This window comes from Candidatus Villigracilis affinis (assembly GCF_016705895.1).
Lineage (GTDB): Bacteria > Chloroflexota > Anaerolineae > Anaerolineales > Villigracilaceae > Villigracilis > Villigracilis affinis.
The window spans coordinates 1-20,430 of sequence record NZ_JADJKT010000014.1 but is presented as its reverse complement, the minus strand read 5'-3'; the positions used below and the strand labels follow the sequence as shown (position 1 = coordinate 20,430).

Annotated in this window: 15 protein-coding genes; 6 read left to right on the top strand and 9 right to left on the bottom strand. The window is 52.6% G+C overall.

Annotation, left to right across the window (positions count from 1 at the left end):
* Window positions 1-54: 54 nt before the first annotated feature.
* The 9 genes from IPI86_RS08015 to IPI86_RS07975 all read right to left on the bottom strand — a co-directional run bounded on the left by IPI86_RS08015 (window position 55) and on the right by IPI86_RS07975 (window position 13,462).
* Entirely contained in the window at window positions 55-1,977 is a 1,923-nt protein-coding gene (locus tag IPI86_RS08015) for an ABC transporter substrate-binding protein (protein ID WP_345297478.1), read from the bottom strand.
* A complete protein-coding gene (locus IPI86_RS08010) occupies window positions 1,977-3,920 on the bottom strand; it encodes an ABC transporter substrate-binding protein (RefSeq protein ID WP_345297477.1) in 1,944 nt (647 codons plus the stop codon). Before IPI86_RS08010 ends, IPI86_RS08015 begins: the two co-directional genes overlap by 1 nt.
* 135 nt (window positions 3,921-4,055) lie before the next feature.
* Window positions 4,056-6,131 carry an ABC transporter substrate-binding protein gene (locus IPI86_RS08005; RefSeq protein ID WP_345297476.1) on the bottom strand — a complete coding sequence of 692 codons (2,076 nt, stop codon included), beginning with the start codon at window positions 6,129-6,131 and terminating at the stop codon, window positions 4,056-4,058.
* Window positions 6,132-6,337: 206 nt separating this feature from the next.
* A complete protein-coding gene (locus tag IPI86_RS08000) occupies window positions 6,338-6,997 on the bottom strand; it encodes a hypothetical protein (RefSeq protein ID WP_345297475.1) in 660 nt (219 codons plus the stop codon).
* A gap of 33 nt (window positions 6,998-7,030) precedes the next feature.
* Window positions 7,031-8,071 carry an ABC transporter permease gene (locus IPI86_RS07995; protein ID WP_345297474.1) on the bottom strand — a complete coding sequence of 347 codons (1,041 nt, stop codon included), beginning with the start codon at window positions 8,069-8,071 and terminating at the stop codon, window positions 7,031-7,033.
* A gap of 12 nt (window positions 8,072-8,083) precedes the next feature.
* Window positions 8,084-9,148 carry an ABC transporter permease gene (locus tag IPI86_RS07990; RefSeq protein WP_345297473.1) on the bottom strand — a complete coding sequence of 355 codons (1,065 nt, stop codon included), beginning with the start codon at window positions 9,146-9,148 and terminating at the stop codon, window positions 8,084-8,086.
* A gap of 141 nt (window positions 9,149-9,289) precedes the next feature.
* The gene (locus IPI86_RS07985) at window positions 9,290-11,344 is read right to left on the bottom strand and encodes an ABC transporter substrate-binding protein (protein ID WP_345297472.1); all 2,055 of its coding nucleotides are present in this window, start codon (window positions 11,342-11,344) and stop codon (window positions 9,290-9,292) included.
* A 142-nt stretch (window positions 11,345-11,486) separates the two neighbouring features.
* Window positions 11,487-12,473 carry a dipeptide ABC transporter ATP-binding protein gene (locus IPI86_RS07980; protein WP_345297471.1) on the bottom strand — a complete coding sequence of 329 codons (987 nt, stop codon included), beginning with the start codon at window positions 12,471-12,473 and terminating at the stop codon, window positions 11,487-11,489.
* Window positions 12,473-13,462, bottom strand: a complete 990-nt coding sequence (locus IPI86_RS07975) for an ABC transporter ATP-binding protein (protein WP_345297470.1) — start codon at window positions 13,460-13,462, stop codon at window positions 12,473-12,475. The genes IPI86_RS07980 and IPI86_RS07975 overlap by 1 nt, the downstream gene beginning before the upstream one ends.
* A gap of 391 nt (window positions 13,463-13,853) precedes the next feature.
* On the opposite strand from IPI86_RS07975, the gene mscL reads away from it, so the two are divergent.
* From mscL to IPI86_RS07945, 6 genes are all read left to right on the top strand, one after another.
* The gene (gene mscL, locus IPI86_RS07970; RefSeq protein WP_345297469.1) at window positions 13,854-14,252 is read left to right on the top strand and encodes a large conductance mechanosensitive channel protein MscL; all 399 of its coding nucleotides are present in this window, start codon (window positions 13,854-13,856) and stop codon (window positions 14,250-14,252) included.
* 77 nt (window positions 14,253-14,329) lie between these two features.
* Complete coding sequence (locus IPI86_RS07965; RefSeq protein WP_345297468.1) at window positions 14,330-16,525, top strand: UvrD-helicase domain-containing protein; 2,196 nt, start codon at window positions 14,330-14,332, stop codon at window positions 16,523-16,525.
* A gap of 71 nt (window positions 16,526-16,596) precedes the next feature.
* Window positions 16,597-17,574 (top strand): aldo/keto reductase, encoded by a 978-nt coding sequence (locus IPI86_RS07960; RefSeq protein ID WP_345297467.1) that lies wholly within the window; start codon window positions 16,597-16,599, stop codon window positions 17,572-17,574.
* Between the two features lies 1 nt (window position 17,575).
* Window positions 17,576-18,028: an NUDIX domain-containing protein gene (locus IPI86_RS07955; protein ID WP_345297466.1), complete on the top strand. Its 453-nt coding sequence runs from the start codon at window positions 17,576-17,578 to the stop codon at window positions 18,026-18,028.
* Between the two features lies 1 nt (window position 18,029).
* Window positions 18,030-18,593 (top strand): chromate transporter, encoded by a 564-nt coding sequence (locus IPI86_RS07950; RefSeq protein WP_345297465.1) that lies wholly within the window; start codon window positions 18,030-18,032, stop codon window positions 18,591-18,593.
* Window positions 18,594-18,607: 14 nt separating this feature from the next.
* On the top strand, window positions 18,608-20,326 hold the full coding sequence (locus tag IPI86_RS07945; RefSeq protein WP_345297464.1) for a M3 family oligoendopeptidase: 1,719 nt from the start codon (window positions 18,608-18,610) through the stop codon (window positions 20,324-20,326).
* Window positions 20,327-20,430 lie beyond the last annotated feature (104 nt).

Here is a 20,430-nt window from a genome sequence, read left to right as displayed (position 1 = left end):
TTCTTTCTCAAACAATTATAACGTTCAACGATAAAAATGCGAATTATCGGCAGGCTATGGCGTCGGAACTGCAATGGCGGGCGCTCCATACAAACCGCTCCAGCCGCTCAACACGCTTTCCGACGGATAGACAATGTTTTGATACAAGTCCGCCTGTGTGACGGTGAACAACGGGATGAAAGGCAATTCCGACATCAAAGCCGTTTCAACCTCACGGAAACCCTGCTGCGCTCGATCCAGATCGGACTCAACCCGCAGCGCATCACACGCCGACTGGAACCTGCCACTGTTATACAAGGGCAGATTCTGCCCTCCAAACATTTCACACAAATACGCGGGATACTCGCTCAGCCGCCAGCCCGCCACAGCCATGTCATATTTCTGCGAGCTGTATACCGCATAAACCAGCTCCGCCATGCTCATTTCCTGCACGGTGAGGGAGATTCCCAGGTAGCCCGCCCGCTCCGCCACGTAATTAGCGGCAGTATATCGCAGCATATCTTCATCTCGTGAAGGTGTAATCAATGTGATCTGTGGAAAAGGGTCACCATTCGAATAACGCAGGCCTTGCCCGGCACTGCTCATATCGGGTTCACTGGCCCAAAAATAACCGGCATCCTTCATAAATTTCACAGCCTGCTCAATGCGCGCAGACTCATCCATACCTGTGCAGGAGTCTCTGGCGGCAGGCTCATGCCATTGGGGAGACAATATAAAAGCATCGAATGGCGCGGCGCGGTTTTGCAAAATATCCGTCGCCAACAAGTTACGATCCAACATGCAGCTGAGCGCGGAATGAAAAGCGGGGTCGGCGAATTGCGATCTCAAGGGATTGAATACGAGGAAGCGCGCGCTATAAGTTGGGCTGCGTTTCACACCAGCCATGTCCACCGTCAGGTCATTGGGCGAAAGGATAAAATCGACTTCCCCGTTCTTGAATGCAGTGATCGCCGCTTCTTCACTTCCGAGGATCTGATATACGGCACGATCAAAGTTTGGCTGGGCGAAAGGAAAATCAGGGTTGACCTCGTTCACCCATTGACCATTTTGCATTCCAATCGGAATCCACGTGCCAAGTACGGGTTCTGCTTCATCCTCGGCATTGTACAAGGCACTCTGCGCCGAGGTGATATTCGCCGCATATTCTTCGAGGAATCGATCCAGATTGCTTTGAACGAATATCTGTTCGTTCTGCTTTCGTTTGAGGTCGCTATCCAGAATGCGGTTTTGTTTGCCGCTCAGAATCAGTGCAAGCACCTGTTCACTTAACTCGGCAACATCCGCTTTGACAGTTTCGAGGTCGGCTTGTGTCTTTGCAATATCTGCGCGCAGGGCATCGGCGGGCAAAAGGCTTGCAGAGTCTCCTACTGATTTTTCCCAGAATGCTTTTTGAACAATAGGTCCTTGCAGTGCGCCATATTGCCAGACACCTACATTCGGCTTTTGCTTGAAATAATATTTCACTGTAGCCAAATCGATCGCTTCGGCATGGTGGAGATAATCACGCGAGTAATAAACACCCCAATCATAGCCAAGCTCAAAGGAGAGCGCGGTGTTCACGGTGAAGGCGACATCTTCGGCAGTGAATGAGGTGCCATCGGTCCATTTCAAGTCTGTGCGGAGTTGAACTGCGGCGACGTAAAAGTCATTTTCCTGGGTTACTTCGGTGGGCATTCCGTTTGCGGCGAGAGGCTCGAAGGTGGATTCAGGTGGGAGGAGATGATACAGGCGCGGCCAGGACTCGGCGCGCAGGGCATAGTCGGCATAGGTTGCGCCAGATTCATCGAACAATTCCCAAACATTAATTTGCTCAGCACGCGGTTCCCCGATCAATGCAAAACGGATCTCGGGGGCATGCTGCACGAGAGCAGCCGTCGGGGTGGGGATGCTGGTTGGCTCCGCCACCCGAACAGGCTGAGGGGAGCACGAGGCGAGCAAAAAGGTCAGGAAAAGCGTAACGCGGAAGAGTCGTCGCATTAATTCTGGCAGGCTTCGCCTGATGCGATCGCTTCGATATTCCAAAGCGGATTGGCGGTCGGGTCCAGATCGAAGTGACAAATACCGGGGCGAGTAGCGGCAACACGCAGACGGTAATACAGCGGAATGGCGGGAAGCTCAGCCGAGAAAAGCACCTGGGTCTGACGATATGAATCGATGTAGGTCTGCTCATCGGGCAGAGAGTCCTGTGCGGCGCGACAGGCGGTGTCGTACTCGTCATTGCGATAGCCAGTGACGTTGGTGCCGATCCACGAATTGTCGGTGGTGGGAATTTCAGAAGATGTGAACCAATCGCAGGGCGGTTCGATGCTGTTGACTCCCATCGCATATTCGATGAGATCGAAGCGGCGGCCGAACAACGCGCCATCGGGGCCGGGGGCATACAGGTCATTTTGCGAGAAGTACTGCACGTTGAGTCCGATGCCGCATTCAGCCAGCGATTTTTGGAGAATTTCAACCACCTGCCTGCGTTGAGTGGCAGTGGTAGTGTAGTAATTCAATTGCAAAGGCGTGCCTGCCACAACATTCTTAACTGTGACAGCCTGACGCGGCGTGGCGGGGTTGCCGTCGGTATCCTTCCAGCCTGCCTGTTCGAGAAGTGAAATGCCTGTGGAAACATCGAACGGGAGCGCTTCGATGTTCGAATCATACAATGGATGCTCAACGGGAATATAGGTGGACGGGACAGTTGTGAGGCCGAACAAAACATTGTTCACCACCGACTGACGATCGAGACAATAGGCAATGCCCTGACGGGTGTGAGGGTCGGAGAAAATATCGGGGCGATCCTTTTGGTAGATCGTATCATAACCATCGTCATAGGTGGATGGAGTTGTGCCAAGCCCAAGCCATTCGATGGTCATACCGGGTGTGAAGAAGACCTGCGCCTGTTCGCCTTTTTGCATTTCCATCAACAAGCTGGCGTGATTATCGAGCCGAATGCTCGGGTCGAGGATGTCGCAGCGGCCTGCCACCATTTCACTCAGGGCAGCATCCGGGTCGGAGATGAAGCGGAAGGAAAGTGTATCGAATTTTGGATACCCTTCAGCAGCAGCAAAGTAATATGGATTCTTCGTCATGGTGATGTGATCCCCTGCGATCCATTCCTGAACCATGTAAGGACCCCAGCCGATCGGAGTGCGCGAGGCAATATCAATTTCGGGCAATTGATTGGCGAGAAACTCACCCCAGAGGTGCTTTGGAGCAGGCGTCCAGAAATTTGTGAAGTAGGTCGGGTCAATGAAGCCTGGCATGCTCCACCATTGCACGGTCAACGGGTCGGTTGCTTCATAAGTGTAGGTGCGGTCGATCAAATACGTGTTTGAAATGGATCTGGCATCACGCGAAAGATCAAATGCATAGACTGAATCGTCGGAGGTCATCGGGGTGCCGTCGGCCCAGGTCACGCCTTCGCGCAGGCGGAAGGTGACGATCATTTGATCCATCGCAAACGCATCGCCCTTGCCTTCATAGGTAACAACACAGTCGTCGCTGCGACATCCAGCAGGACGGAATTTCTTCCCCACTTCCAGCAAAACGATATTTCCGTCCGCATCCATTGCTGGACTTCCGGGCTGGACCGAGGTCGTGACGATCTCAGCGTCGCCGTTTTCAATGGAAGGAAGCTGTGAAAGGATCACAGGCTGGTATTCGTACCCGACCATATCAATGGGGCCATCATTGATGGCCGCCAGCACACTGCGAGCGGCGGTGTTGGGACCACCAAACGGATAAAGGGTGTTCGGTTCCTGACCCAGACACACGGTCAACGAACTGGGAGCAGGTGTGGCCGTTGGAAGAGGAACTGAGGTATCAGCAGGAATGGCAGTGGCTTCCGGGGTTGCAGAGGAAAAACCACATGCCATGATAAAGAGCAGCAGAAATGGAAAGAACAGTTTGATTTTCAGTTTTGAAGAGGGCATGGCAAATTCCTTTTTAAGAAAACGCATTTGCCAATTATACAAGCAAGCCGCCTTTATCGGGCGGCTTGCTTGTGATTCATGTTCCATGAAGGTTCGGAGGCCTGTTTCCAGGCCTCCGAAGGGATTGCATCAGATCTAGTCTTTGTACATTGTGTAGTAATAGAAACCGGGGAAGATCGGGTTCAACACTACGCCCTGTAACCAGCGCTGTGTGAAGCCGTGGGAGGTCGCAACTTCCAACGGAATGCCGACAGCGAGGTCGTAGTACAAGGTATTGGCTTCCTTGTAGATCTCGGCGCGAGCGGCGGGATCGGTCTCGGAAACACCACGTTCGAGAATGTCGCGGAACTGAGCCTTGACATCATCGGGCAGCGACTGGCGACCACCATAAGTACCGGTGGTGTACGGCTGATACCAGTTGTGCGGATCGTGAATGTCTTCGAGCCAGCCACCGGTCATGAGCGGAAGCTGCTTGGCGCGTTGTGCGCGCAGGTAAGCAGGCCACGGCAAACCGAGGGTCTCGACCAGGAACAGTTCGTTCACGGAAGCGAGGCTGCCAGAGAGGATCTCGGTAATGGTCTGGCGGGTGGGGTTACCCTGGTTGTAGCCCATCTGGACGCGGAAACCGGTGGTCCAAACGTCACCTTCAGGATCGTCACCAGCGGCGATGCCATCCTTGTCCACATCGGCGAGCTTGAATTCAGCTTCGCACTGAGCAGTATCAAAGGAATAGTGCGGGGTGTCCAGGAAGTAACCGGGCATGCCAGCGAGAGGCAATTGCAGAGATTGAACAGCCTCACCGCTGAATACGTCGCTAAGCAAGGTTTCGAAATCGAAGCAGTAGGCGAAGGCTTTGCGGATGTGGACATCGCTGAAGAAGTCAGCGGGGATACCATTGCCATCCAAAGCGCCGGATCCAATGTAGGGATTCGGGCTCTCTTCAGAGGTCGCGATGTTCCAGTTATACAGGAGCACATCCATGCTAAGAACTGGTCGTCCGATGCGCAGGAGGAACTGGCCATTGTTACCGGTTTCGCCAGCGGCGCACGCAGTGAACTTGGCAGCAGCCAAAGCGCTGTCATCGTATCCGCAGACTTCCTGCAATGGTCCATAGGTGTTTGCAGCAAGATCGAATTCCTGATAGATACCAACCAATTCATCCATCTGGGAGCGGTTGGCTGAAGGTACTGTGGCGATGTCGGCATCACCAGCCTGCATCATGGCGAAGCGGGTACCCCATTCAGGAACCTGCTTGAGGATGACGCGTTCGAGCTTGGCGGGTTCGGCCCAATAGCTTTCGTTGCGAGCCAAAATGATCTCTTCGCCGTTGGCGAACTTCTCAAGAATGAACGGGCCGGTGCCGTTGACAATGCCACTGAATGGATTGTCAGCGGAAGCCATGCCGTAGAAGTTCTGCCAGGTATCGCAGGAACCATCCCAGCCGCCGTTCTCAACAACCCAGCTCTGGCTCATGATCGCGCCCCAGGATTGTGCAATCGTGGGAAGGAACGGACCCCAAGGTTGGGCAAGGGTCATGGTGACGGTGCCAGCGGCATCATCAGCCACGATCGCGCTCTTTACCTTTTCGCAGGCCGCTACCACTGCAGCGGAGTCGAACGCGGAGAGCAGTTCGCGGTCATCGTACAGGGTGCCTTCGGGATCGACGACCACCGAGACATCATCAACGCCCACACCGAAGAACGGCTCGGCCAGCAACCACTGCGGGGAGGACGTGCCGCCCTGCAGAAGGCCGCGCTGGAACGAGTACGCCACATCGGACGCGGTCAGATCCTGACCTTCGTGGAACTTCACACCCGAGCGGATCTTGAAGGTGTAAGTCATGCCGTCCGCGGAGAGTTCCCAGGATTCAGCCAGCATCGGAACGAATTTGTCGGTGGCTTCCCCATCGTAGAACACCAGGGTTTCGTAGGTGTTCTGGATGATTTCAGCCGAAGCGGTGTCGTACGCCAAAGCGGGATCAAGAGTATCGATACCAACTTCAGATTCAGCAACAATGAGTGTTGAAGGATCAGCAGACTTGAATTCGGCAGCAGCGGGGGCGTCGGTGCCGGTATCGGTGGAAGGAGCCTCAGTGGCTTCTGTGGTCGTATCACCGGTGGATGGAGCTGCTGTGGGAGCCGTACCGCCGCAGGCCGAAAGGGCCATGCTGGCGATCACGAGTAGGCTCAATAAAGCAAACATTTTACGCATTTTGTTCTCCTCACGAGATTATGATGTGCAAACTTACACTAACTGACAACGATCGTGCAACATATTCCTTTCCCTGCAAGCAACCACCTCCTTCTTTCTTTAAAACCGTACGGCGGGCAATAACCCAACCCTTGTCATCCCCAGAAAAAGTACGCTTTTATCAATTATACGATTAAGCCGCCTTTAAGGGCGGCTCAATATCTTAATCAGATCTTTTCCTTTTTTATCCACACAAATCGTAAAACAACCCCCAACACAAGAATGATCACAGATGCGATCAGAATTGGTACCCGTGAAGTGACCATCGGTGCAGAGAATGGCTGCGGAGTGGACGTTGCCGGAGGCGGCCCCACCCGAATGGAACTTGCATTGGCCTCGTTGATCTCACCGTTTGCGGTCAAAAGGTTGTTTTCGCGCAATAGGAATGCAGTTACCTGCCAGGACTCCTCTTCAGTGAGGCTTGCAGGTTTCCAATAAGGCATCGCAACAAAAATATAAGAACGCAAGCTGGCGGCAGTTTCAAATTTCTGCAATGTTCTCGAACCAACGACCGCTGGTATGGCAGTCGGCAATTCAAATCCGTTTTCATATGGCTTCTCACCATGGCATCCCGACATCCAGCAATTCTGGTCTTCTTCTGGATAGGCTTTTCGGAATTCCTCAGTCAGGCCCTGGCCACGATCCCCGTGGCATGGAAGGCAGGAAAGCCAATACACCTGCGAACCCTGATCCGCTTGCGAAGGGACGGCGGGCAAGGTCGGCTGGGCAAGCCTGTCCACAGTTGGCGTGGGAGCCGACTGCGAGGCAACTGTTCCAGTATCGAAGAATAGCCCTGCAACAAGCAGGGCTATTCCAATCGTTACCAAAAATACTCGGGAGAATAATCTGTATCGCACAGACTATGTCTTGCCGCGCATGCGCGGATCCAAAACATCGCGGAGTGCATCACCTACAAGATTCCAACCCATCACGAAGAACACAAGCGTGAGACCAGGCCACACAATGATATACCAATAAGTATTCAGACTGGTGATCCAGTTGCGGGCAAAGGAAAGTACCTGTCCCCAATCTGCATAACCAACCTCAGTACCAATGCCAAGGAATGAGAGTGCAGCAAAGGATAGCACCACATCACCGATGGCCAGAGAAGCCAGAACGAGGGTTGGGAAAATGGCATTCGGCAGAATGTGACGGAAAAGGATACGGCTATCCTTAACTCCGATGACGCGAGCAGCCAGCACATAATCGCGTTCCTTGACAGACAGGATATCTCCGCGAATGATGCGGGAATATCCCATCCACCCAAATGCGATCAGTGCCGCCATGGCAGGAATTAGACTTTTACCTATCCTCGGGGTCAGCACAGCGGCAAGAATGAGAACAGCCAGAATGCCGGGCAGGATCAACAACACATCCACAACACGCATCATGAGGTTATCCACAATGCCGCCATAATAGGCTGAAATGGAACCATAGATAATTCCGATAAGGAAGGTGGAGAAGGTAACAACAAGGCCGGTCTGGAAAGCGGTCCGTGTTCCCCAGATCATGCCATAGAAAATATCATATTGACCTTCGGACGTGCCCATGATGTGAACCCATTCATCCTTACCGGTCACTGCCTTATACCAAAAAGGAATATCTGGAACGTTGCGGGTCCATTCAGAACCCATCGGGCGTGGGTCGGAACGAAAACCATCGCGAGGGATCTTATAAGGATCATTGGGAGTGACTGGCGGCATAATGACCGGGGCAGCAATGGCGATGAAAATGAAGAAACCGATCAGGATCAAACCACCGATCGAGGCAGGGGTCTTAAGCAAACCTGTAAGGATGCGATAATTCTCGGGGCCAAGGAAACGTTCAAGCCGCCCAATCTTACGGGTGGCAACATCCTGACCTAATAGAGTATTATCGCCGCTGGGAGTAAGAGCTGTCATCGTAAATTCTCCTTATGATAGGCGTACGCGCGGATCAACAAACGCGTATAGAACATCCACAACCAGATTGGCGACGATCAAAATAAATCCATTGAAGAGCGCAAAACCAAGCATGGCAACAACATCAAGGCTGGTCGCTGCGCGCGCCGCCGCAGAACCAATCCCGGGGAAGTTGAAGACTGTTTCAGTAATGACCACTCCCCCGAGCAAACCAACTATGCTGAAACCTGCCAAAGTCAGGACCGGTAACATGGCATTAGGCTGGGCATGCTTGAATATGACGTCCCTTTCAGGCAAGCCCATGGCCCGTGCCGTATTGACATATTCCATGCGCAAAGTCTCAAGCATGGAGCCACGGGTCACACGCAGGAAGGTCGCCCAGTTAATATAAGAAAGGGTGAGGATTGGCAGGAACATATGGCGCAGGGCATCCAGAAACACATCGAAGCGGCCATTAAGCAAGGCGTCAATGGTCAACACCGTGGTGTAATGGCGAAAAGCGTCCGATTCGATCACGCGGTTGAATTCATCTGAAAGACGGCCGGGGGAAAACCAATGTAGATTGGCATAAAAGATAAGCAACATCAGCAAGCCGAATACAAAGGTTGGGAAAGAAGTGCCTACAATACTGAAAACACGGGCAGCCTGATCTATAAACCCATTGTGATGCACAGCGGCCTGCACCCCCAACCAAATACCTATTAAGATCATTGGAGCGACTGCCCAGATGGTCAAATCAAGTGTATTAGGGAAGCGGCGCTGGATCAATTCGGCCACCGGCTGGGAAGCGGAACGGGAGTATCCAAAGTTTCCGTAAACGATACCACCTTCGCGTTCACCGGTGGTCTTGTCCACCTTACCAACCAACCAGGTCCAATACTGAACGTAAAAAGGCTGATCGAAACCATAACGCTTGATCAGGCCTTCGATCGCTTTTTCGTTCTTTGGAAAATCGCGCACGTACAACGCTGTACGCTCCACCGGGGAAAGGAACTGTAACATGCCGAAAATCAGCACTGTCACCCCGAAAAGAAGCACGGGCACCAACAGCAAACGACGAATGATGTATGTAGTCATTAAACAACCTCTTTTCCATCTTCAGTATTTTCTGGCTTCCAGAATAAAAAGAACCGTTCGTTCTTTTTATTCTGCAAAACAGAATGAAAAAAATTGGGTTCGGAGGCCTGTTTCCAGGCCTCCGAAGGAATTGCATCAGATCTAGTCTTTGTACATTGTGTAGAAGTAGTTACCAGGGAAGATCGGGTTCAAAACCACGCCCTGTACCCAGCGCTGTGAGAAGCCGTGGGAGGTGGTGACATTAAGCGGAATACCAACAGCCAGGTCGTAGTACAAGGTATTGGCTTCCTTGTAGATCTCGGCGCGAGCGGCGGGATCGGTCTCGGAAACACCACGTTCGAGAATGTCGCGGAACTGAGCCTTGACATCATCGGGCAGCGACTGGCGACCACCATAAGTACCGGTGGTGTACGGCTGATACCAGTTGTGCGGATCGTGAATGTCTTCGAGCCAGCCACCGGTCATGAGCGGGAGCTGCTTGGCGCGCTGTGCGCGCAGGTAAGCAGGCCACGGCAAACCGAGGGTCTCGACCAGGAACAGTTCGTTCACGGAAGCGAGGCTGCCAGCGAGGATTTCAGCAATGGTCTGGCGGGTAGCGTTACCCTGGTTGTAGCCCATCTGGACGCGGAAACCGGTGGTCCAAACGTCACCTTCAGGATCGTCACCAGCGGCGATGCCATCCTTGTCCAAGTCGGCGAGCTTGAATTCAGCTTCGCACTGAGCAGGATCATAGGAATAGTGCGCGGTGTCCGGGAAGTAACCGGGCATGCCAGCGAGAGGCAACTGGTATGACTGCACAGCTTCGCCGCTGAACACGTCATTCAATAAGGTTTCGAAATCGAAGCAGTAGGCGAAGGCCTTGCGGATGTGGACATCGCTGAAGAAGTCAGCGGGGATACCATTGCCATCCAAAGCGCCGGATCCAATGTAGGGATTCGGGCTCTCTTCAGAGGTCGCAATGTTCCAGTTGGTCAACAGCACGTCCATTTGAAGAGCCGGGCGTCCGATGCGCAGACGGAACTGGCCATTGTTACCGGTTTCGCCAGCGGCGCACGCGGTGAACTTGGCAGCAGCCAAAGCGCTGTCGTCGTATCCACAGACTTCTTGTTCAGGACCATAGGTGTTCGCAGCAAGATCGAATACTTGATAGATACCAACCAATTCGTCCATCTGGGAGCGGTTGGCAGCGGGTACAACAGCGAGGTCAGCATCACCAGCCTGCATCATGGCGAAGCGGGTACCCCATTCAGGAACCTGCTTGAGGATGACGCGTTCGAGCTTGGCGGGTTCAGCCCAATAGCTTTCGTTGCGAGCCAAAATGATCTCTTCGCCATTGGCGAACTTCTCAAGGGTGAACGGGCCGGTGCCGTTGATAATGCCACTGAATGGATTGTCAGCAGAAGCCATGCCGTAGAAGTTCTGCCAGGTATCGCAGGAACCATCCCAGCCGCCGTTCTCAACAACCCAGCTCTGGCTCATGATCGCGCCCCAGGATTGTGCAATCGTGGGAAGGAACGGACCCCAAGGTTGGGCAAGGGTCATGGTGACGGTGCCAGCGGCATCATCAGCCACGATCGCGCTCTTTACCTTTTCGCAGGCCGCTACCACTGCAGCGGAGTCGAACGCGGAGAGCAGTTCGCGGTCATCGTACAGGGTGCCTTCGGGATCGACGACCACCGAGACATCATCAACGCCCACACCGAAGAACGGCTCGGCCAGCAACCACTGCGGGGAGGACGTGCCGCCCTGCAGAAGGCCGCGCTGGAACGAGTACGCCACATCGGACGCGGTCAGATCCTGACCTTCGTGGAACTTCACACCCGAGCGGATCTTGAAGGTGTAGGTCATGCCGTCCGCGGAGAGTTCCCAGGATTCAGCCAGCATCGGAACGAATTTGTCGGTGGCTTCCCCATCGTAGAACACCAGGGTTTCGTAGGTGTTCTGGATGATTTCAGCCGAAGCGGTGTCGTACGCCAAAGCGGGATCGAAAGTATCGGTCGCAACTTCAGCATTTGCCACAACCATGGTTGTGGGATCAGCAGACTTGAATTCGGCAGCAGCGGGGGCGTCGGTGCCGGTATCGGTGGAAGGAGCCTCAGTGGCTTCTGTGGTCGTATCACCGGTGGATGGAGCTGCTGTGGGAGCCGTACCGCCGCAGGCCGAAAGGGCCATGCTGGCGATCACGAGTAGGCTCAATAAAGCAAACATTTTACGCATTTTTCTTCTCCTCACAAAATTTGGAAATTTTGGTTTACAAACTTACATTAGTTGACAGTAGGTTTATTATTATTGACCTTTACTTGCAAGCAACCACCTCCTTTATTAAGAATACTAACTTTTACTTAACCAAATGACAGGCTACAAAGTGGCCTGGATTAACTTCACGAAATTCGGGTCGTGATTCGGCACAAATCTTGTCTGCGATTGGGCAGCGAGTGCGGAAACGACAACCAGAGGGTGGATTAACAGGCGAAGGAACATCACCTTCAAGAATGACGCGCTTACGCTTGGAATCTGCAATGGGGTCCGGGATCGGAACCGCTGAAAGCAGAGCCTGGGTATATGGATGCAAGGGATTTAGATAAAGTTCATCGCGCTCCGCCAGTTCCATGATCACACCCAGATACATAACTGCGATGCGCTTGCTAATGTGGCGGACCATGGAAAGGTCATGCGCGATAAACAAGTAAGTGAGATTGAACTGCTCCTGTAACTCCTCGAGCAGGTTTACCACTTGAGCTTGAATTGAAACATCGAGCGCAGAAATGGGCTCATCACAAACGATAAAGGAAGGCTGGAGTGCCAACGCACGCGCAATACCAATGCGCTGACGCTGTCCGCCGGAAAACTCGTGCGGATAGCGGGTGGCAAAAGCCGGGTTTAGATTCACAAGTTCGAGAAGGTGAGCAACACGCTCTTGAATTTCCTTGCCAGTTCCAACATTATGAACCATCAAAGGCTCGGCAACAATATCAGCAACTGTCATACGGGGATTCAAACTTGCATACGGATCCTGAAAGATCATCTGGACCCTGCGGCGTGTCTTGCGCATGTCCTCGTTTTTCAAACCAACCAGGTTGATGCCTTCAAAGAACACATTGCCTGCGGTCGGTTTGTACAACTGTAAAACCGTTCTACCGGTGGTAGACTTGCCACAGCCAGATTCACCGACAAGTCCGAGTGTTTCACCGCGCATTACCTCAAAGGAAACACCATCCACCGCGTGGACGGCTCCCACCTGACGCTGAAATACGCCACGGTAGATGGGGAAATGCATCTTAAGGTCATCGACCTTCAACAATACTTCATTACTTTGTGAGTTCATTAGCGGCTTCTCCCCGTTTTAGTATCAACCCAGCAGGCAACGCGATGTTCATTGGAAATCGGTTCAAGCGCAGGGTTTTCCTTCCAGCATCTTTCCATGGCCCATTTACAACGAGGCGCAAACGGACACGCTGTAGGTTTCTGATACAGGACAGGGGGGTGGCCTTCAATGGAAAATAGTTTGCCATGTTCGGCTTCATCCACACGCGGCAAACTGCCCAACAAACCCAGAGTATAGGGATGCGATGGATTTGCAAACAGGTCGTTTACAGAGGCTTCTTCAATAATGTAACCACCGTACATCACAAGCACGCGCTGGGCAATACCAGCAACAACGCCGAGGTCGTGGGTGATCCAAACAATGGACATGCCCAATTCCTCGCGCAGGCGTTTGACCAATTCCACGATCTGAGCCTGGATGGTCACATCCAACGCCGTGGTCGGCTCGTCTGCGATCAGGATCTGCGGGCTGCATGAAAGCGCCATGGCGATCATCACGCGCTGACGCATGCCACCGGAATATTGATGAGGATAATCGTTAAGCCGGTCTTTGGCGTTTGGGATGCCAACGAGACCTAATAATTCTGCCGCACGTTCCAACGCCTGATTCTTCGTCATGCCCGTATGCAGCATCAACGGATCCTGCAACTGGCGGCCAATGGTCAACACTGGATTCAAGGACGTCATCGGGTCCTGAAAAATCATGCTGATCTGCGCACCGCGCACGTGGCGAATCTCTTCGCGCGTCATTTTGAGAAGATCCTGGCCAAAAAAGAACGCTTCACCCGCCGTGACTTTTCCTGGAGGTGAAGGTATCAAACCCAGTACTGAGTGCATGGTAACGCTCTTACCACAACCGCTCTCCCCCACCACCCCTAATGTCTCACCTTCTTTCAAACCAAAAGAGACACCATTTACTGCATGAACAATCCCATCCGGGGTCTTGAATTGCGTCTCAAGCCCTCTTACATCTAATAAAAGATCAGGCATCCGCTAGGTCCTTTTCTAAATTGGGATAATAACTTCCTGCAAACCAACAATTTGCAAGCGAACCGAATTATACCTAATTCCATTAAGGCGTCAACATGACAAACTACATGACTGGCTTGTCCAGTCCAATACACGTATAAAAATACACCAAAAGACGGGATTCCACCCCCTACTAGAGGACTGTTTTTTTCTAGTATATGTGGTCAGAACATGGGACATGAACGCATAAACCACACTTGTCATACATATATTCCCATGCCTCCAGACAAATCAATATCATGCAGAAAGCTACGGGAACACATCATCCATATTCAATTGGCCGCATTTTGTTGACAAGCCTACCTTACTAAAATAGAATTCGAGCACAAGCCATCATCACAAGGAGAAACCCATGTTAAAAGAATTCAAAGAGTTCGTCATGCGTGGCAATGTATTGGACCTGGCAGTTGCTGTCATTATTGGCGGCGCGTTCGGCAAGATCGTCGGATCACTGGTCAATGACATTTTGATGCCGTTGGTCGGTCTGGCTATGGGAGGGGTCAACTTCAGCGAGCAGGCCTTCACGGTCGGCGCGGCGGTTGTGAAATGGGGCATGTTCGTGCAAACCGTCATCGATTTTCTGGTTGTTGCCTTCGTCATTTTCATGGTCGTGAAAGCTGCCAACAGCATGAAGAAGACCCCGCCCCCGGCTCCCGCTGCGGCTCCAACCACCAAGGAATGCCCGCACTGCTTCACCACCATTTCCATCAAAGCGACCCGCTGCCCCAACTGTACTTCGGAAATAAAATAATCATTTGCAGGATCTCAGGAACTTCACCGCTCTGGCGGGGGCATGCCCCCGCCAGAGCATTTATAATGGCTCCCATCATGATGGATTTTTTAAATAAACTTAACCCGCAACAAAAAAGCGCTGTCACAGCGCCGGATGGACCCGTTTTGGTCGTGGCAGGCCCGGGGTCCGGAAAGACGCGTGTGCTGACTCAGCGCATCGCATATTTGATCGCGTCTGAGGGAGTCCGCCCGTGGCAGATCCTCGCGGTGACATTTACCAATAAAGCCGCAAAGGAAATGGATCAGCGTGTGAAGGCAATGCTGAACGAGCAGGCCACTGAAGGCATCATGCTCGGCACGTTCCATTCGATCTGTGCGCGCATTCTCAGGCGTGAAGCGGATCAACTGCCGCTCGAATCCAATTTCGTTATTTTCGATTCCGACGATCAGGAAAGGATCGTAAAAGCGATCATCCGCGAATTGAATCTCAACGAAAAGCTGTATCGCCCCGCCAGCGTTCACGCATCGATCTCACGCGCAAAGAATGAGTTGATCGGCCCTGAAGATTATCCGATCAACACGTATCGCGATGAAGTTGTAAAGCGGGTTTATGTTGAATATCAAAAAAGATTGATCAACAGCAACGCCGTAGACTTTGACGATCTGCTGGTTTACACCGCGCGCCTGATGGAGGATGTGCCCAGCGTGCGCGATAAATATGCCCAGCGATTCAGGCATGTGCTGGTGGATGAATTTCAGGATACCAACCTCGCGCAATATGCGCTAGTAAAACACCTCGCTTCATATCATAAGAATATTTTTTGCGTGGGCGACCCCGACCAGAGCGTGTACGCCTGGCGCGGCGCGGACTATCGCAACATTCAACGCTTTGAGCAGGATTTCCCCGACGCACAGGTGGTTTTGCTTGAACAGAATTATCGTTCGCATCAAAATATTCTCGACGCCGCAACCAGCGTGATCGACCGCGCGCGTAACCGCCACAAGAAAAGATTATTCAGCGACCGCGGCGCAGGCGAGAAGATCTTCTTCTACGAAGCCCGTGATGATTACGGCGAAGCGGCCTTTGTCGTGGATACCATCGCACAGCTTGTGTTGAGCAAACAATTCGAGCCCGGGGATTGTGCGGTGATGTATCGCACCAATGCCATGTCGCGCTTGCTCGAAGAAGCGTTTTTACAGGCACGGCTTCCCTATCGTTTGGTGGGCGCGCAAAGATTCTACGGACGCCGCGAAGTGAAGGATGTCATTGCCTTCCTGCGCCTTGTTCACAATCCCGCAGACGAAGCCGCACTGAGCCGCATTATCAATGTCCCTCCGCGCGGCATCGGTGAAAAGACTTTAACCACGCTTTACATGATTGCGAGTCAAAACAACATTTCACCCAGCGCCGTTCTGCTTGATCTCGCACGCGGCGGAGACTCACCATATTACAAGTCCTTCACAGGCCGTGCCGCATTGCCCCTTGCCGATTTTGGCGGGATGCTCGCCAACTGGCGCGCCATCGCACCGACATCCACAACCGCGGAACTTTTTGACCGCATTGTCAAAGACATCAACTACAAGGATCATATCGTCGAAGACGAATCAGAAGAAAGCATAGAGCGCTGGGAGAACGTGCAGGAATTGAAACGTCTCGCCCTCGAATATTCCACACGCACGCTGGAGGAATTTCTCGAGAATGTCGCCCTCGTTGCCGACCAGGATACGATCACAGATGTCAACGCGCCCACACTGCTCACGCTTCATGCCGCAAAAGGACTCGAATTCGGCGCGGTCTTCATCGTCGGCCTCGATGACGGCATCATTCCGCACAGCCGCTCATTCGACGAGCCCGAGCAAATGGAAGAGGAACGCCGCCTCTTTTATGTTGGCATCACGCGCGCAAAAGACAAACTCTATCTGCTGCGCGCCATTCAACGCGGCGGACGCGGCATGTCGGAAGAAACCTATCCCTCGCGTTTTCTCGAAGACCTGCCCGCTGAATTGCTCGTTGGAAAAACGCGGACGGGACGCCCGACCACCTCGCGTGGACAATACGGACGCGCCGACTCTTCCTCCGATACAAGATGGACGCTTCCCTCTCCGCCTCAGCCTGCTCCTGTTGCAACAAGCAGATATAAGGCTGGAATACGAGTCAAACACGGCATGTGGGGCGAAGGCATCGTACTCGACAGTAAATTACAGGACGGCGACGAGATCGTGGATGTCGTGTTTGAATCAGTGGGAATCAAACGATTGGCGGCAAGTTTGGCAAATTTGACGATCATATAATGACGGTGGACCGTGGACAGTGGACCATAAAATAAGGTCTACCATCCACGGTCTACAGTTAAGGAGAAAACATGCAATACACCAACCTCGGCAAAACTGGATTGAAGGTCTCGCGTTTGTGTTTGGGGATGATGACCTACGGCTCGAAGCAATGGCGCGAGTGGATATTGGATGAAGAACAGGCCAAGCCATTCGTCAAGCGCGCGCTGGATGCGGGCATCAATTTCTTCGACACGGCGGATGTTTATTCATTGGGGGAAAGCGAAAAAGTCACAGGCAATTTACTAAAAGGAATCAAAAGAGAAAATATTGTTGTCGCTACAAAGGTATTTTCCACCATGAGTGATGATGTAAATGACCGCGGCCTCTCGCGCAAGCACATCATGGACTCCATCGACAAATCTCTGAAACGCCTGCAAATGGAGTACGTGGACTTGTACCAGATTCACCGCTGGGACTACAACACGCCCATCGAAGAGACGATGGAAGCGTTGAATGATGTCGTCCGTGCGGGAAAGGCGCGTTACATCGGCGCGTCTTCGATGTTTGCGTGGCAATTCATGAAGGCCCTGCATGTTTCAGAGATGAATGGCTGGTCGAAGTTCGTTTCGATGCAAAATCACTACAACCTTGTATATCGCGAAGAAGAGCGCGAAATGATTCCGCTATGCAGGGATCAAGGCATCGGGCTGATCCCGTGGAGCCCGATGGCGCGCGGATTTTTTGCAGGCAACCGCAAACGCGGCGGAGGCGGCGAGACAACGCGCGCGCAAAGCGATCCATTTGCAAACGAGTTATATTTCCGCGAAGAGGATTTTGTCATCGCCGAGCGCGCAGCGGACGTGGCGAAGAGTCACAACGTATCGGCTTCGCAGGTGGCATTGGCCTGGGTGCTGAACAAGCCCCATATCGCCGCACCCATTATCGGGTCGAGCAAGATCGAGCATTTGGATCAGGCCATCGCCGCGTTGGAGATCAAACTCAGCGAAGACGAAATCAAGTCGCTTGAAGAGTTGTATCAGCCGCATCCAATTCTGGGACATGCGTAAGATGTATATCCGTTTTCTATTCCTTGGCTATCGAATCTTTTGTTTTTTGTTTCGGCCTGTGCGCATGGGCGTGCGGGTGATGATGATCCAGGATTCGAAAGTGACGCTCGTGCGACAAACGTATTTACCGGGCTGGTTCATGCCCGGCGGCGGACTCAAACGCGGCGAAACGTTGGATCAGGCCGCGCGGCGTGAAGCATTCGAGGAAACCGGTGCAGAGCTTGGGAAGGTTTGGCTGATGGGCGCGTACACCAGCTTCAAGGATTGGAAGACCGATCACAATCTTGTTTTTGTCTGCGAGGATTTCAAGATCACGGGCAAACCCGATAGTGAGATCGCCGAAATCCAATCCTTCCCTTTGGACGCATTGCCCGCAGGGTTGTGGCCGGGACATGTGCGCAGACTCGAAGAATATAAAATGGGACAGGCGAACCCGCAATTTGGAGAGTGGTGAAATGGAATGGAAATTGCTCTGGGAAATTTTTATACTATTCACACGGGTAGCTTTGTTTTCATGGGGCGGCGGACCGGCATCGCTGGCGTTGATGCAGCGTGAAGTGGTGACCGCGGGCTGGGCATCCAACGAAGAATTCGCGGATGCGGTGGCGGTGGGCAATGCCTTGCCCGGGCCGATCGCGCCGCAGGTTTCTGCGTATGTGGGGTATAAAATATCCGGGCTGTGGGGTGCCATCTCTGCGACGATGGGAACGGTGTTCCCAACGACTTTATTGATGCTGATCATGGTGGTTTATTTTTTCAGCATCAAAGACAGCCCGGCGGTGGCGGCCATGTTGAAGGCTGTGCGGCCTGTGGTTGTAGGTCTGCTTTTATGGACGGCGTATACCATGGCGTATGCTGTTTTTAGTGTAAGCAAGGTCGGCTGGGGAAATGGCCTCGTGCAAAACTGGGACAAGGTCATCATCGCGATCATCGCTTTTGCGCTGCTTACTTTAACAGAGATCAACCCGGTCTGGCTGGTCATCGCCGGGGCCGTTTTTGGATTTATTGCATACAAGTAAAAAGGAGATCACTCATGCTTAAGAATTTACCATCTACACCAGAGGCCATCCTTGCAATGGAATGGTCCGATTACGAACCGCATTTCAAGGCTTTGCAATCCGTCGAATTGACAGCCGCCAACGTAGGCGAGTGGCTCTCCGATTGGTCTGCGCTGGCAGATAGATTGGACGAGCAATTCACGCGCCGCTTTGTCGCGACCACGCAATACACGACCGATGAGGAAATCGAGAAGAATTTCAATCACTTTATCGAATCCATCCAGCCCAATGCGCGCGCAGAGGAGCAGAAACTGAAAGAGAAACTGCTCGCCAGCGGTTTACAGCCTGCGAACTTCAAAATGGGTTTGAAGAAAATGCGCGCCGAAGCGGATATCTTCAAGCAGGCCAATCTTGAATTGCTGACCGAGGAACAAAAACTGAGCGGCGAATACGACAAGATCCTCGGCGCACAGACCATGATGTGGGAGGGTGAGGAACGCACCATCTCGCAAATGTTCCCCCTGTATCAGGACAAGGATCGCGCGATCCGCGAAAAAGCGTGGAAACTGGTTGTGGATGTGCGCGTGGAGAACCGCGAAGCGATCCATAGCCTGTGGAAAAAGTTCATGGACTTACGGCTCAAGATCACAAAAAATGCCGGTATGTCCAACTATCGTGACTATATGTGGGCGCAGCGATTCCGCTTCGATTATTCACCCGCCGATTGCAAGACCTTCCACGATGCGATCGAAGAGGTCGTTGTCCCTGCGGCGACCCGTCTCTATGAAAAACGCAGAAAGAAGCTGGGACTCGAAACGCTGCGTCCGTGGGACCAGATGGTAGACACATCGAATCACAGTCAGCTTAAGCCATATCAAACCATCGACGAATTCAAATCCAAGTCAAAGGATGTATTTACCAAAGTGGACCCGAAGTTTGGTGAGTACTTCCAGATCATGCTGGATCATGACCTGCTCGACCTTGAAAGCCGTAAGAACAAGGCGCCGGGGGCGTACAACCTGATCTATGGTGTCAGTCAAAAACCATTCATCTTCATGAGCAATACCGGCACACCGCTGGATGTGGATACCATACTGCATGAAGGCGGACATGCCTTCCATGCATTTGAAGCGGCAATCGTTCCGTATTTCCATGAGCGTTCCGAGAATTATGTCCCTGCTGAATTTGCGGAAGTGGCCTCGATGGCGATGGAATTGCTGGCTTCTCCCTATATCACCAAAGAACATGGCGGTTTCTACACCGAAGGCGAAGCCGCGCGCGCGCGTTTCGAACACCTTGAGGGGATCGTCACGTTCTGGCCGTATATGGCATTGGTGGATGCCTTCCAACATTGGATCTACGAAAACCCGAAGATCAGTTCAGACCCGGGGCAGTGTGATGAAAAATGGGGTGAGTTGTGGGATCGATTCCTCCCCGGTGTGGATTACAGCGGACTCGAGGATGCCAAGAAGACCTACTGGCATCGTCAGGGACACATCCACACGGCTCCTTTCTATTATATTGAATATGGTCTCGCTCAATTGGGCGCGGTGCAGGTGTGGGCCAATGCGCTCAAAGACCAGAAGAAAGCCGTGGAAAATTACCGCAGGGCGCTGGCGCTCGGCTCCACGGTTTCGCTGCCTGAGTTATTTGAAACGGCGGGAGCGAAATTCTCGTTCGACGCAAAAACGCTCAAGGTGTATGTGGACCTGATCGAAGAGCAGATGGAAAAGCTTGAGAAAATGGAAGGGTAAATAACAGGTCTGCACCGGGATTCTTTATAGATTGGTGTGTGGATAAAAAGAGATAGTCATCTGTGAGGTGGCTGTCTCTTTTTTGTAACTTCATTCACTTTATA